Source organism: Pseudomonas sp. nanlin1 (genome assembly GCF_045571515.1).
Taxonomy (GTDB): domain Bacteria; phylum Pseudomonadota; class Gammaproteobacteria; order Pseudomonadales; family Pseudomonadaceae; genus Aquipseudomonas.
Genome location: NZ_CP124218.1, coordinates 464298 through 478162 on the forward strand (window position 1 = coordinate 464298; position 13865 = coordinate 478162).

Genomic DNA, 13865 nt, shown 5'->3' on the forward strand with positions numbered 1-13865 from the left:
GTGACCGGCCAGTCTTGTCGCCTGTTTGTATCTTGCGTATCCTCGGCGGCCACGTTAGACCAACAGTAAAAGCGGAACGCCATCATGTCAGATTTGAAAACTGCCGCTCTGGAATACCACGCTAACCCACGTCCGGGAAAACTGAGCGTCGAGCTCACCAAGGCTACGGCTACTGCCCGCGATCTGTCGCTGGCTTACAGCCCGGGCGTTGCGGAACCGGTGCGGGAGATCGCGCGTGATCCCGAGCTTGCTTACAAATACACCGGCAAGGGCAACCTGGTCGCCGTGATTTCCGACGGTACCGCCATCCTCGGCCTGGGGAATCTCGGCCCTCTGGCTTCCAAGCCGGTCATGGAAGGTAAAGGCGTTCTGTTCAAGCGCTTCGCCGGCATCGACGTGTTCGACATTGAAGTCGACTCTGAGAGCCCGCAGGCATTCATCGACACCGTGAAGCGCATCTCCATCACGTTTGGTGGCATCAACCTGGAAGACATCAAGGCGCCCGAGTGCTTTGAGATCGAGCGCGCGCTGATCGAGCAATGCGATATTCCGGTGTTCCACGACGATCAGCACGGTACGGCTATCGTCACCGCCGCCGGCATGATCAACGCTCTGGAAATCGCTGGCAAAACCCTGGAAGAGGCGAAGATCGTCTGCCTCGGCGCGGGCGCTGCCGCTATCTCCTGCATGAAACTGCTGGTGAGCATGGGCGCCAAGATCGAAAACATCTTTATGGTCGACCGTACCGGCGTGATCCACGCAGGCCGCGATGACCTGAACCAGTACAAAGCCGTTTTCGCTCATCCGACCGAAAAGCGCAGCCTGGCTGATGCCATGGACGGTGCCGATGTGTTCGTAGGTTTGTCCGGCCCTAACTTGCTGAGCCCGGAAAACCTCAAGCGCATGGCGCCGAACCCTATTGTGTTCGCCTGCTCCAACCCAGACCCAGAGATCGCCCCGGAACTGGCCCACGCCACGCGCGACGATGTGATCATGGCAACTGGCCGTTCGGACTACCCGAACCAGGTCAACAACGTGCTGGGCTTCCCGTTCATCTTCCGCGGTGCCTTGGACGTTCGCGCCAAGCGTATCAACGAAGAAATGAAGATCGCCGCCGCTAACGCCCTGCGTGAACTGGCCAAGCTGCCAGTGCCTCAGGAAGTTTGCGATGCGTACGGGGGTATTTCCCTGGAGTTCGGCCGTGAGTACATCATTCCGAAACCCATGGATGCTCGCCTGATCACCGTCATCTCCGATGCCGTCGCTAAAGCGGCCATCGAGACCGGTGTCGCCACCCTGCCTTACCCGAAGAACTACCCGCTCAAAAGCGTGGATGACGTGTTCAACGGGTAACCGTAGGCGTTGTGTCTAGTCCTGAAATAGGTTTACACCTGTTTCACGCTCAAAACGCCCGATGCACCGCATCGGGCGTTTTGTATTTCAGGGATAAGTGTGGCCGCTCCCTATTGTAGATCTGCACCGATTCATCCACCATTTTCACTGCATCTGCCAAGTCTTTAGGCCGATTGAGTAGAAACTCAGTCTTCAATATCCCGTTTACCCGCTCGGCCATAGCGTTCTGGTAGCAGTCATAGCCATCAGTCATCGAGCACCGGATTCCATACCTGGTATGCAGCCGCTGATAGAGGTCGGAACAGTACTGGGCGCCGCGATCTGAATGATGAATCAGTATCTGATCGGTTTTTCGCTCTCTTACCGCTTTTTCCAGTGCCTTTATCACCGACTGGGTATGCAGGCTTTCATGCACGTGATGGCCAACAATCTTGCGTGAGTACGCATCTGTCACAAGGCTCACGTAGGCCACGCTTTCCTGCGTAGGCAGGTAGGTTATGTCTGCAACCCAGACCTGTTCGGGCCCACTAGCCACAACTTGTTCCGGACCTGCTTTGAGCAGGTTGGAATGCCGGCGAAAGCGATGATGGCTATGAGTGGTCTTGTGATAAGCCCGTTTGCGCGGAACCAGCTCGCGCGCATCACGAAGGATGGTAAACAGACGGTCTCTACCCACGCACAACGACGCAGGAGCTTCGACGCTCATCAAGTAGTGCAGCTTGCGCGTTCCCAGCCTAGGCTGGCGACGCCGCTTTTCCAGGACGAAGTCCATCACCTCTTGGTCTTGGCGGACTCTCGCGTCAAAAGCGCGATTGCGCTTGTAATACGCTTGGCGCGAAATACCCATGAAGAGGCAAGCCCTGCTAATACTCAGGTCTTGGATTTGCCCTTGTGAGAGGACTTGCCGGGTCGCTTTTTTACGACGGAAACACCGTAGTCATTTTTCAAGACGTTCACGACAGCTTCAAAGAACTGGGCCTTCTGATTGCTCAGTGCCAGTTGCTCTTCAAGCTCTTTAATCCGCTGCTCGGGTGACGGCGGGAGGGTTGGCTCGGTCATGGACCTGATCCTCGGCTCTCGAATTGATGCGCCTTGGCTCCAATCCTGTCGACCGTGCTTTCGTAACCAGACCAGCACCGTCGACCGGCCTTGGATGCCATAGCGTCGCTGGGCTTCTTTATAACTCAACTCGCCTTTTTCAACCTGGTCTACGACCGATAATTTAAAGGCTAGCGTGTAATCGCGTTGGCTGCGCCTTTTACCCGAATCCATTAAGTCCTCCTGAGGAAAGGTCAGAAGGTGTAAACCTTATTCAGGACGGGACATTGTAAATAAAAAAGCCCGGCTCATGGAGTCGGGCTTTTTTGTGGGTGTTTGTTGGGGTTGAAGAGATCGGGGGCGGCGCTCCGCTTGCCCCCGATCTTTTAATCAACGATCAGAACAAATCGATGGGCGCCGCCTCGTCTGCGGGCAGTGGGCTGCCAGGGGCTGAGCCGTTGCCCAGTTCATTGACCGACGGTGGCGTGTCTTCGCTTTTGAACAGCTCAAAATAGGCATTGGGCGTGCTCGGCGTCGCGGCGCGGCCGCTGAGTGGGTCTACCCGCAGGCTCAAAATGCCTTCTGGCTCAGGTTGCGTATGGGCGGGTTTGTCCTTGAGGGCGGCGCCCATGTAGCTCATCCAGATGGGCAGCGCCACGGTCCCGCCGAACTCACGTCGGCCGAGGGTTTCAGGCTGGTCGAAACCTGTCCATACGGTGGTCATGTAGTCGGCATTGTAGCCAGAGAACCAGGCGTCTTTAGAGTCATTGGTGGTGCCTGTCTTGCCCGCCAGGTCGCTGCGGCCCAAGGCCAGCGCGCGCCGGCCCGTGCCCTTTTTGATCACGTCTTCGAGCATGCTGGTCAGTATGTAGGTGGTGCGCCCGTCAATGATCCGCTCGGCCACGGCAGGTGTTTGCACGGCTGCCGGGTCAGCACCTGTGGCAACCGCAGGGGCTGGCGGCGCTGCGTTGCTGTTTTCGTCAGGTACGGCGGCCGGGTTGGCGGTAAATAGGGTTTCGCCGTTACGGCTCTCGATCCGCTCGATTAGGTACGGGCTGACCTTGTAACCGCCGTTGGCGAAGGTGCTCCACCCCGTGGCGATTTCCATCGGCGTCAGGGTTGCAGTACCAAGGGCCAGGGACAGGTTGCGTGGCAGGTCCTGTTTGTTGAAACCGAACTTGCTGATGTAGTCAATGGTGCGGTCGATACCCAAGCTTTGCAGCAGGCGGATCGAAACCAGGTTGCGCGATTTGTACAACGCCTCGCGCATACGGATCGGGCCCAGGAACGTATTGGTGTCGTTCTTCGGGCGCCACACTTTGTCGAGGAATTCATCGACGAACACGATAGGGGCATCGTTGACCAGGCTCGCTGGCGTGTAGCCGCTGTCCAGCGCGGCACTATAAATGAAGGGCTTGAAGCTGGAGCCGGGTTGGCGTTTGGCCTGCATGACCCGGTTGTAATTACTCTGCTCAAAGGCGAAGCCGCCGACCAGGGCGCGGATTGCGCCGTTGCGCGGATCCAGCGAAACCAGGGCGCTTTGCGCGGTGGGTACCTGGCTGAATTTGAGCTTGCCATCGGGTTGGCGCTGTACCCGAACCATATCGCCGACCTGCACGACATCAGCCGGTTGCGCCGGGCTGCGACCTTGGCTGTTGGTATTGAGGAAGGGGCGGGCCCATTTCATGGTGTCCCAGTCCACGCGCTCTTCGTCGCCGATGCGGATCAACACGCTAATGCCGGTTTTATCCACTTGGGTGACGATGGCCGGTTCCAAGCTGTTGAGCGGCCGCTGTTTAAGCAATTCGGCCGCCCAGGCCTCGCGGGTCTTGCCGGGAAGGCGCGTCTCGGGGCCGCGGTAGCCGTGGCGTTGGTCGTAGGCAATCAGCCCGTCGAGCACCGACTTGTTGGCAATTTCCTGCAGGTTGCTCGGAACCGTAGTGGTCACCCGGAAGCCTTGGGTGTACGCGTCGCTGCCAAAACGGCCGACCATCTCGGCACGGGCCATTTCAGCGATCCAAGGCGCGTTCACTTCCGGTGTCGGTACGTGATAGCTGGCGTTCAAAGGCTCGTTGACCGCCGCCTGGTAACTGGCTTCATCGATCTTGCCAAGCTTGAACATGCGCCCCAGAATCCAGTCGCGCCGCTCTTTGCTGCGCACCGGGTTAGCCAGGGGGTTGAAGCGCGAAGGGGCCTTGGGCAGGCCGGCGATCATCGCCATCTGCGCCAGGCTGGCCTCACGGATGGATTTGCCGTAATAGACCTGCGAAGCAGCCTCGATACCGTAGGCGCGGTTGCCCAGGTAGATCTTGTTGACGTACAGCTCGAGAATCTCGTCTTTGCTCAGTTGCCGCTCGATCTGCAGCGCGAGCAAAATTTCGGTGATCTTGCGGGAAAAGCTACGCTCACTGGTGAGAAAGTAATTTTTCGCCACCTGCATGGTGATGGTGCTACCGCCGGTCTGAATATGCCCGCTTCTGACCAACTGCGAGGCTGCACGCGCCAAGCTGCCGGGGTCGACCCCATAGTGGTTGGCAAAGTTGTCATCTTCGGCTGAAAGCAGCGCCTGAATAAAGTGCGGCGGGATGTCGGAAAATTTGATCGGGGTACGGCGCATCTCGCCAAATTCGGCGATCAGCTTGTTATCACTGCTGAAAACGCGCAGGGGGATCTGCAGCTCCACGCTCTTGAGCATCTCGACAGAGGGCAGGCTCGGGCTAAGATAGAGGAACGCTCCGCTCAGAACGAGCAGGAGGCCACAGACTGCGGCGACGATGGACCACCAGAAAAACTTCAGCAGGCGTATCAAGGCTTTTGGATTTCCAGATAAAAGAATGGGTTGAGCGCGAAAAAGGCGACAGTAAAAAAAGCGCTGGGCATTATAAGCATTTTAAGCCCCGGGCGTCATTTGCGCTTATGTCAAGACTGCTATTAAATGGCTTCTATACTTAATGCTCCGTAAGTTGCGGATAGTAATAGGGAATCGGGTGTGCTTGGACTCTTCGGCAATAAAGCGAACTCGCTCCTGGGGATCGACATCAGTTCCACCGCGATCAAACTCTTGGAACTGAGCCGTTCGGGCAATCGGTACCGGGTCGAGTCCTATGCGGTCGAGCCTTTGCCAGCCAACGCGGTGGTCGAAAAAAACATCGCCGAACTCGAAGGCGTCGGGCATGCCCTCAGCCGCGTGTTGGTCAAGGCGCGCAGCAATGCCAAGTGGGCGGCAGTGGCCGTCGCCGGCTCGGCGGTGATCACCAAGACCATCGAAATGGACGCCGGGCTTTCCGACGACGAGCTGGAAAGCCAGCTCAAGGTGGAGGCCGACCAGTACATTCCTTACCCGCTGGAAGAGGTCGCCATCGATTTCGAGGTGCAGGGTTACTCTGCCCGGAACCCTGAGCGGGTCGAAGTGTTGCTGGCAGCCTGCCGCAAGGAAAACGTCGAAGTACGTGAAGCCGCGCTGGCCCTGGCCGGTTTGACGGCTAAGGTGGTCGACGTCGAGGCCTATGCGTTGGAACGCGCCTTCAGTTTACTCACCCCGCAATTTGGCCGCGGTGATGCCGTCTTGACCGTCGCGGTGGTGGACATCGGTGCCACCATGACCAACCTCAGCGTGCTACACAATGGGCGCATCATCTATACCCGTGAACAGCTATTCGGTGGTCGGCAGTTGACCGAAGAAATCCAGCGCCGCTATAGCTTGTCCAACGAGGAGGCCGGGCTTGCCAAGAAGCAAGGTGGCCTGCCTGACGACTATGTGGCCGAAGTGCTGCAGCCCTTCAAGGATGCCGTGGTGCAGCAGGTTTCGCGCTCACTGCAGTTCTTTTTTGCCGCCGGCCAGTTCACGGCCGTCGATTACATCATGCTCGCTGGCGGCACGTCCTCCATCTCCGGCCTTGACCAGTTGATCCAGCAACGCCTGGGCACGCCCACCCTGGTCGCCAACCCGTTCGCCGATATGGCGTTGGGCAGTAAGGTCAACGCTGGCGCTCTGGCCAGTGATGCCCCCGCTTTGATGATTGCCTGTGGCTTGGCGATGCGAGGGTTCGACTAATGGCACGGATCAACCTGCTGCCCTGGCGGGAGCAGCTGCGTGAACAGCGGAAAAAGCATTTCCTTCTGGCTTTGGCGGGTGTGGTCGTGGCCGGTGTTGGCATTGTCATGCTCACCAGCCAGTACTTCAGCAACGCCATTGATACCCAGGTGGCGCGTAACCAGCACTTGCAAGTTGAAATCAGTAAGCTCGATGTGCGCATCAAGCAAATCAGCGAGTTGCGTACCCGCCGCACTCAGTTGCTCGAGCGCATGAAAATCATCCAGGACCTGCAGGGCAACCGGCCGATCATCGGGCGCATTTTCGATCAGATGGCCCACACGCTGCCAGACGGCGTCTATTTCACTGACGTGAAGATGACCGGCAAAAGCATCGCTATTTCAGGCAACGCCGAGTCCAACAATCGAGTGTCCGAACTGATGCGTAACCTGGATGCGTCGCCCTGGCTCGAAGCGCCGGTACTTAACGAGGTCAAGGCCAAGGGCATTGGCGAGTCCGAGCAGTCCAACGCATTCCAGCTGACCGTGCGTCAAACCCAACCCAGCCATGAGGACGATGACAAGTGAACGCCTCCGAGTGGTTGGACAGCTTACGCAAGGTCAACTTCAGCGAACTTGACCTGAACAACATCGGGTCGTGGCCGCCTGTGGTCAAGGTCCTGGCGGGCGCGCTGGTGATGGTTGTAATTTTAGGGCTAGGCTATTACTTGCGGGTCAGCGACCTGGAAGATCAGTTGCAGGTGCAGCAGGACCAGGAGGTCAGCCTGCGCCAGCAGTTCGAGAGCAAAGCGTTCCAGGCGGCTAACCTGGAGGCCTATACCGAGCAAATGAAGGAGATGGAAGCCTCCTTTGGCGAGATGCTTCGGCAGCTGCCCAGTGATACCGAAGTTCCAGGCCTGCTTGAAGACATCACCCGCACCGGCCTGGGCAGCGGCCTGGAATTCGAAGAAATCAAACTTTTGCCCGAACAGACCCAGCAGTTCTACATCGAGCTGCCGATACAGATCACGGTAACCGGCTCTTACCATGATCTGGCGACGTTCGTCAGCGGTGTGGCCAGCTTGCCGCGTATCGTTACCTTGCACGATTTCGAGGTAAAAGCCGCCGATGAGAACAGTACGACTCGCTTGCGCATGAATATCCTGGCCAAGACCTATCGCTACAATGACCAAGGTTTGTCCGAAGCGGGGCAGGCCAAATGAACCGTGCCTTACTGGGTAGCGGGCTGGTGACCTTGATGTTGCTATTGAGTGCGTGTGGCAGTGGCAATAACTTCGAGGACATCGACGCGTTCATGGCCCAGGCCAAGGCGCAGCCCAAGGGCAAGATCGAGCCGATACCGCGCTTTGCGCCCTACCAGGCGTTTGCCTATGAAGCGGCGGCGTTGCGCAGCCCGTTCCAGCCGCCGGTGAAGATCGACCTGGTGAATCGGCCAAAAGGCTCGCGCCTGATCAAGCCGGACCCCAACAGGGTCAAGCAGTTTCTCGAAGGGTTTGAGATGTCGCAATTCGAGATGGTCGGTACGCTGGGCAACGAGGCCGGTAAGTTCGCGCTGATGCGCGGTGCCGGAGGAGTGCACCGGGTAAAAGTAGGCGACTACCTGGGGCGCAACGACGGCAAAATTATCTCCATCAGTGATTCGCAAGTCGACCTGGTTGAGCTGGTTCCAGACGGGGAAGGTGGTTGGCTGGAGCGGCCTCTCACTATTATTCTCAAAGAGCGCTCTTAAACGGGCCTGGTCACGCATGCACAGTGGAATTCGACAATGAACAGGATTTTTTCGGCTCTCGGCATTTCGCTATGGATAGCGTTGATTTCGCCGGCTCTGATGGCTGCGACCCTCAAGACGCTGGATGTGGCGGCCCTGCCGGGTGATCGAGTAGAGCTGAAGCTGTCATTCGACGGCCCCGTGGCCGCGCCCCGTGGCTATACCACCGACCAGCCGGCGCGCATCGCCCTGGATTTGCCGGGCGTCACCAGCCAGCTGGCGACCCGCAGCCGCGACCTGGGCGTAGGCAATGCCCGCAGCGTGGTCGTGGTCGAAGCCAAGGACCGTACCCGGGTCATCGTCAACCTGACCAATTTGGCGCCCTACAGCACCCGGGTCGAAGGCAACAACCTGTTCATTCTGGTCGGGCCAGGCGCAGCGGCGGTGCAGGCCCCGGTCGCCGCGCGGCCCGCTGCGGCGCCTGCCAACACCCCCGCCAAGCCGACCGCCAGTGGCACGCGCACCTTCGCGGCACCAACTCCCGCGCGCGCGGCGGTACCAGTGGGGCGTGCGATCCGCAATGTCGACTTTCAACGTGGGGAGTTGGGTGAGGGCAATGTCATCATCGAACTGAGCGACCCAACCATCGGGCCGGACATTCAGGAGCAGGGTGGCAAGATCCGCCTAGACTTCGCGCGCACCCAGTTGCCTGAACAGCTGCGGGTGCGGCTGGACGTCAAGGATTTCGCCACGCCAGTGCAGTTCATCAGTTCCAGCGCCGAGGCCGACAAGGCTGTGGTGCTCATCGAACCAAGTGGTGCGTTCGACTACTCCGCCTACCAAGCCGATGGCAAGTTGACCATCAGTGTTCGACCGTTGACCAATGATGACATCGCGCGGCGCAATGCAGAGCGCTTTGTCTACACCGGCGAGAAACTATCGCTGAATTTCCAGGACATCGACGTGCGTTCAGTCCTGCAATTGATCGCCGATTTCACCAACCTCAACCTGGTGGCCAGTGACACGGTGCAAGGCGGGATCACCCTGCGTTTGCAAAACGTGCCTTGGGATCAGGCGCTGGATCTGGTGCTCAAAACCAAAGGCCTGGACAAGCGCAAGATCGGCAATGTGCTGCTGGTGGCGCCGGCCGACGAAATCGCTGCCCGCGAGCGCCAGGAGCTGGAGTCGCAGCGGCAGATCCAGGAGTTGGCGCCGCTCAAGCGTGAACTGCTGCAGGTCAACTACGCCAAAGCGGCGGACATCGCCAAGCTGTTCCAATCGGTCACCGGCAGTGGCGGTAACGCGGCCAACAGCGATCAGCCCACCGAGCGCGGTTCCATCACGGTGGATGAGCGCACCAACAACATCATTGCCTACCAGACCCAGGACCGCCTGGATGAGCTGCGCCGCATCGTCGCCCAGCTCGATATCCCCGTGCGCCAGGTGATGATCGAGGCGCGTATCGTCGAGGCGAACGTCGATTATGACAAAGAGCTGGGGGTGCGCTGGGGCGGCTCGTTCGGTAACAGCAACAAGCTCATCAGCGGCCTGGACAATAACGGTGACGAAGGCGGCAATACCGGCGCTGACATCACCCGTAACGTCCCCTTCGTCGACCTGGGTTCGACCAATGCCACCTCGGGTATCGGATTCGGCTTCGTTACCAACAATACCCTGCTGGACCTCGAACTCAGCGCCATGGAGAAGACCGGCAACGGTGAGATCGTCTCGCAGCCGAAGGTGATTACCTCCGATAAAGAGACGGCGAAGATCCTCAAAGGTACGGAAGTGCCCTACCAGGAATCCAGCTCCAGCGGTGCGACAACCGTAACCTTCAAAGAGGCTGCATTGTCCCTCGAAGTCACCCCGCAGATTACTCCCGATGACCGCATTATCATTGAGGTAAAGGTCACCAAGGATGCGCCGGACTACCTCAATGCGGTGCTCGGCCAGCCGCCAATCACCAAAAACGAAGTCAACGCTAAGGTGTTGGTCAACGACGGTGAAACCATCGTCATTGGTGGTGTGTTCTCCAATACCCAGCAGAAAGTCACTGACAAGGTGCCATTTCTCGGCGATATACCGTATCTTGGCCGCCTTTTCCGCCGAGACGTCGTTCAGGAAGATAAATCAGAGCTGCTGGTATTTCTGACTCCGCGTATCATGAATAACCAGGCGATTGCGGTGAGTCGTTGATTCTGTGCGAAATTTGATACTTGTGGGGCCGATGGGTGCTGGCAAAAGTACCATCGGCCGTTTGCTGGCCAAAGAGCTGCGCCTGCCCTTCAAAGACTCCGATAAAGAGATTGAAGTGCGCACGGGTGCCAACATCCCATGGATTTTCGACAAGGAAGGCGAAGCCGGTTTCCGTGAGCGGGAGTCGGCCATGCTGGCAGAGCTTTGCCTGAGCGAAGGCTTGGTGTTGGCCACCGGTGGTGGCGCTGTAATGCGCCCGGAAAACCGTCAGGCCCTGCATGCCGGAGGCCGGGTGGTCTACCTGCATGCGTCGGTGGAGCAGCAAGTCGGGCGCACGGCCCGGGACCGCAACCGCCCTTTGCTGCGCACCGCGGACCCTGCGGCGACCTTGCGGGCGTTACTCGACCTGCGCGACCCGCTCTATCGGGAGATCGCCGACTTGGTGGTCGAAACGGATGAGCGGCCTCCGCGCATGGTGGTGCTGGACATTTTAGAGCGCCTGCAGCGCTTGCCGCCGCGCTGAGGCGGTTTGAATACGCTAATAAGAATTTTGAGTGGGCCAGCCACTGGCCTTCTCCACAGTGGGGATCTATGCAAACACTCACGGTCGAACTGGGCGAACGCAGTTACCCGATCTACATCGGTGAGGGCCTATTCGGTGACGCCCAATGGCTGGCGCCGCACATCGCTGGCCGACAGGTCGCGATCGTGTCCAACACGACAGTCGCGCCGCTCTACCTTGAGCGCCTGACCGCTGCATTGGGCGCTTATTCGGTGCTGCCTGTGGTGCTGCCCGACGGTGAGGCGTTCAAGAATTGGGAAACGCTGCAAACCATTTTCGACGCGCTGCTGACGGCTCGCCATGATCGGCGTACCACGGTGATCGCCCTGGGTGGCGGTGTCATCGGTGACATGGCCGGCTTTGCGGCGGCCTGCTACCAGCGTGGGGTCGAGTTCATTCAGGTGCCTACCACCTTGCTGTCGCAAGTCGACTCATCGGTAGGCGGCAAGACTGGCATCAACCATCCCCTGGGTAAAAACATGGTCGGGGCGTTCTATCAGCCCAAAGCGGTGTTGATCGACACCACGACCCTGGCGACTTTGCCCACGCGGGAGTTGTCGGCAGGCTTGGCAGAAGTGATCAAATACGGTTTTATCTGCGACGAACCCTTTCTCGGTTGGCTCGAAGCGCACGTCGAAGCGCTGCGAGCGGTGGATGGGCCAGCGCTGACCGAAGCGATCCAGCGCTCCTGTGCGGCCAAGGCGGCTGTAGTCGGCGCTGATGAACGCGAGACCGGGGTGCGTGCGACCCTGAACCTGGGCCACACTTTCGGCCACGCCATCGAGACCCATATGGGGTATGGTGTGTGGCTGCACGGCGAGGCCGTGGGGGCAGGTACGGTCATGGCACTGGAGATGTCCAGGCGCCTGGGCTGGATCAGTACCGCCGAGCGTGATCGTGGTGTACGGATCTTGCTGCGCGCCGGGTTGCCTGTGGTGCCGCCTGCCGAAATGACGCCGGCCGATTTCCTGGAGCACATGGCAATCGACAAGAAGGTGATCGACGGTCGGTTGCGCCTGGTGTTGTTGCGTCGCCTCGGTGAAGCCGTAGTGACCGACGACTATCCGCAAGAAGTTCTTCAGGCCACGCTGGAAACGGATTACTCCGCCATCGTGGCCCAGCTTTGAGGTTATGAGAGTTCGATGACAAGTCTGCATGCCGACGAGGCCTTTCTCGGCCATTACCAGCTGGATCACGACCCCTTCGCAGCAAGGGTGCCTGGTTTCAAGTTTTTCCCCGCCCAGCGTAAGCCGGTGCTGGGCCAATTGCACCACCTGGCCCGCTACAGCCAGTTGCTGTTGGTGGTCACTGGCCCACAGGGCAGTGGCAAGACTTTACTGCGCCAGGCCCTGGTCGCGAGCACTAACAAGCAGTCAGTGCAAAGCGTAGTAGTCTCGGCCCGCGGCGCGGGTGATGCCGCGAGCGTCCTGGCTCAGGTTGCGCAGTCGCTGAATGTCGCCCAGGCCGAAGTGCCGGTCATTCTCGCGCAGATCGTGCAGTTGGCCCTTACCGGGCAGGAAGTCTATCTGCTGGTAGACGATGCGGAACAACTCGACGAATCGGCACTCGAAGCCCTGCTTGGGCTGGCGGCAGGAACGCCGGAAGGTCGCCCACATGTGTTTCTGTTCGGCGAGCCGTCTCTCATAGCCAACCTGGAGCCATTGAGCGCGGATCAGGAGCTGTTCCACGTCATTGAGCTGCAACCTTACAGTGAAGAAGAAACTCGTGAGTATCTGGCCCAGCGTCTGGAAGGCGCCGGTCAGGGTATCCAGTTGTTCAGCAACGACCAGATCGCCGACATTCATGAGAATTCCGACGGCTGGCCGGGTGCGATCAATCAGGTTGCCCGCGATGCGATGATCGAGGCAATGATCGCTAGCCGCTCGACGGTGAAGCGTCCATCTATGGGGTTAAAAATGCCTAAAAAACACGTGCTGGCATTGTCGGCAGTCGTCGTCGTTGCCGTCGCCGCCGCCTGGCTGATTCCAGGCCGCAACAGCAACAATACTGCACCCACCGGCCAGTCGTCGTCCGAGCAGGCGCAGTTGCCCTTGGGGCAAGGGCAGCCGAGCCAGGCTCAGTCGAACAACAGCAGTGCCCCGGCCATCGAGTTCGCCGGCAACAACCCCCAACCCTTGCCGCTCAACGGCCAGTCTCAACCTGTCATGCGCGGGCCTCTGGCGGAGTCTACGGGTATGGGTGAAGGCGATGAGGGCGGCCCTGAGTTAGAGCCGTCGGTGGAGCCGCAAACCGTCACCACCACCGCGCCGCCGCCTGGTGTGCCGGCCGGCCGTGCCGCGGCGCAGCCGACGACTCCAGCTTCTGCCCCTGCGCCGGCCCCCACCAAGCCGGTCGAGGCTAAGCCCGCTGCGCCCGCGCAACAGGTTGCCGTAGCCAAGCCGGCCCCGTCGGCAGCCGCCAAGCCCGCGGCTGCCGGTGGCGCTGGGAGCGCGTGGTACACCAGCCAGGCGCCGGGCAATTATGTTGTGCAGATCCTCGGTACCAGTAACGAAGCCTCTGCGCAAACGTACGTCCGTGAGCAAGGCGGTGAGTACCGCTACTTCAAGAAGAACCTGCAGGGCAAGCCGCTGTACGTGATCACCTATGGCAGCTTCTCCACCCGTGAGGCAGCCCTGGCCGCCATCAAGAACTTGCCAGCGAAGGTCCAGGCTGGTAAACCTTGGCCACGTACGGTGGCGAGCGTCCAACAGGACCTGTCTGCCAACCGCTAGAGTTTGGCACCACCCCCGCCTATCGTTTCTGAGCCAAACAAAGCCCGCCGCGCCATGCGCGGTGGGCTTCTGTGTCCCGGACGGCCAGTAGCCCACCGCTATTGCCTTGAAGTGGCTCAAGCGCGACACTCCAGTGCAGTAGCATTGCGTTAAAATTAAAGCATTCATAATTGCGACATCAATTTGCTTCGTTTCGTCGCCAAATTTGTGAGCGGCCGCAGCG

11 protein-coding genes are annotated in these 13865 nt (G+C 59.4%); 9 read left to right on the forward strand and 2 right to left on the reverse strand.

Annotated features, from left to right (window positions below; translation table 11 throughout):
* The first annotated feature begins 84 nt into the window (after nucleotides 1–84).
* A complete protein-coding gene (locus QCL65_RS02195; RefSeq protein WP_407314447.1) occupies nucleotides 85–1353 on the forward strand; it encodes a malic enzyme-like NAD(P)-binding protein in 1269 nt (422 codons plus the stop codon).
* A gap of 49 nt (nucleotides 1354–1402) precedes the next feature.
* Here the strand turns inward: QCL65_RS02195 and QCL65_RS02200 are convergent.
* Nucleotides 1403–2625 (reverse strand): IS3 family transposase gene (locus QCL65_RS02200; RefSeq protein WP_407311676.1). Its coding sequence is split into 2 segments (ribosomal slippage): nucleotides 1403–2274 and nucleotides 2274–2625, totalling 1224 coding nucleotides; the frame shifts between segments, so codons are not numbered across the junction.
* A 163-nt stretch (nucleotides 2626–2788) separates the two neighbouring features.
* On the reverse strand, nucleotides 2789–5197 hold the full coding sequence (locus tag QCL65_RS02205; protein WP_407316627.1) for a penicillin-binding protein 1A: 2409 nt from the start codon (nucleotides 5195–5197) through the stop codon (nucleotides 2789–2791).
* A 183-nt stretch (nucleotides 5198–5380) separates the two neighbouring features.
* On the opposite strand from QCL65_RS02205, the gene QCL65_RS02210 reads away from it, so the two are divergent.
* The 8 genes from QCL65_RS02210 to QCL65_RS02245 all read left to right on the forward strand — a co-directional run bounded on the left by QCL65_RS02210 (nucleotide 5381) and on the right by QCL65_RS02245 (nucleotide 13642).
* A complete protein-coding gene (locus tag QCL65_RS02210) occupies nucleotides 5381–6445 on the forward strand; it encodes a pilus assembly protein PilM (protein ID WP_407314449.1) in 1065 nt (354 codons plus the stop codon).
* Nucleotides 6445–7011: a PilN domain-containing protein gene (locus QCL65_RS02215; RefSeq protein WP_407314451.1), complete on the forward strand. Its 567-nt coding sequence runs from the start codon at nucleotides 6445–6447 to the stop codon at nucleotides 7009–7011. The genes QCL65_RS02210 and QCL65_RS02215 overlap by 1 nt, the downstream gene beginning before the upstream one ends.
* Nucleotides 7008–7646 carry a type 4a pilus biogenesis protein PilO gene (locus tag QCL65_RS02220; RefSeq protein WP_407314453.1) on the forward strand — a complete coding sequence of 213 codons (639 nt, stop codon included), beginning with the start codon at nucleotides 7008–7010 and terminating at the stop codon, nucleotides 7644–7646. Before QCL65_RS02215 ends, QCL65_RS02220 begins: the two co-directional genes overlap by 4 nt.
* Nucleotides 7643–8173 (forward strand): pilus assembly protein PilP, encoded by a 531-nt coding sequence (locus QCL65_RS02225; RefSeq protein ID WP_407314455.1) that lies wholly within the window; start codon nucleotides 7643–7645, stop codon nucleotides 8171–8173. Before QCL65_RS02220 ends, QCL65_RS02225 begins: the two co-directional genes overlap by 4 nt.
* Before the next feature lie 36 nt (nucleotides 8174–8209).
* Nucleotides 8210–10348: a type IV pilus secretin PilQ gene (gene pilQ, locus QCL65_RS02230; protein WP_407314457.1), complete on the forward strand. Its 2139-nt coding sequence runs from the start codon at nucleotides 8210–8212 to the stop codon at nucleotides 10346–10348.
* Nucleotides 10349–10352: 4 nt separating this feature from the next.
* A complete protein-coding gene (aroK, locus tag QCL65_RS02235) occupies nucleotides 10353–10871 on the forward strand; it encodes a shikimate kinase AroK (RefSeq protein ID WP_407314459.1) in 519 nt (172 codons plus the stop codon).
* A gap of 68 nt (nucleotides 10872–10939) precedes the next feature.
* Entirely contained in the window at nucleotides 10940–12037 is a 1098-nt protein-coding gene (gene aroB, locus QCL65_RS02240; RefSeq protein ID WP_407314461.1) for a 3-dehydroquinate synthase, read from the forward strand.
* Nucleotides 12038–12052: 15 nt separating this feature from the next.
* A complete protein-coding gene (locus QCL65_RS02245; RefSeq protein WP_407314463.1) occupies nucleotides 12053–13642 on the forward strand; it encodes an AAA family ATPase in 1590 nt (529 codons plus the stop codon).
* Nucleotides 13643–13865 lie beyond the last annotated feature (223 nt).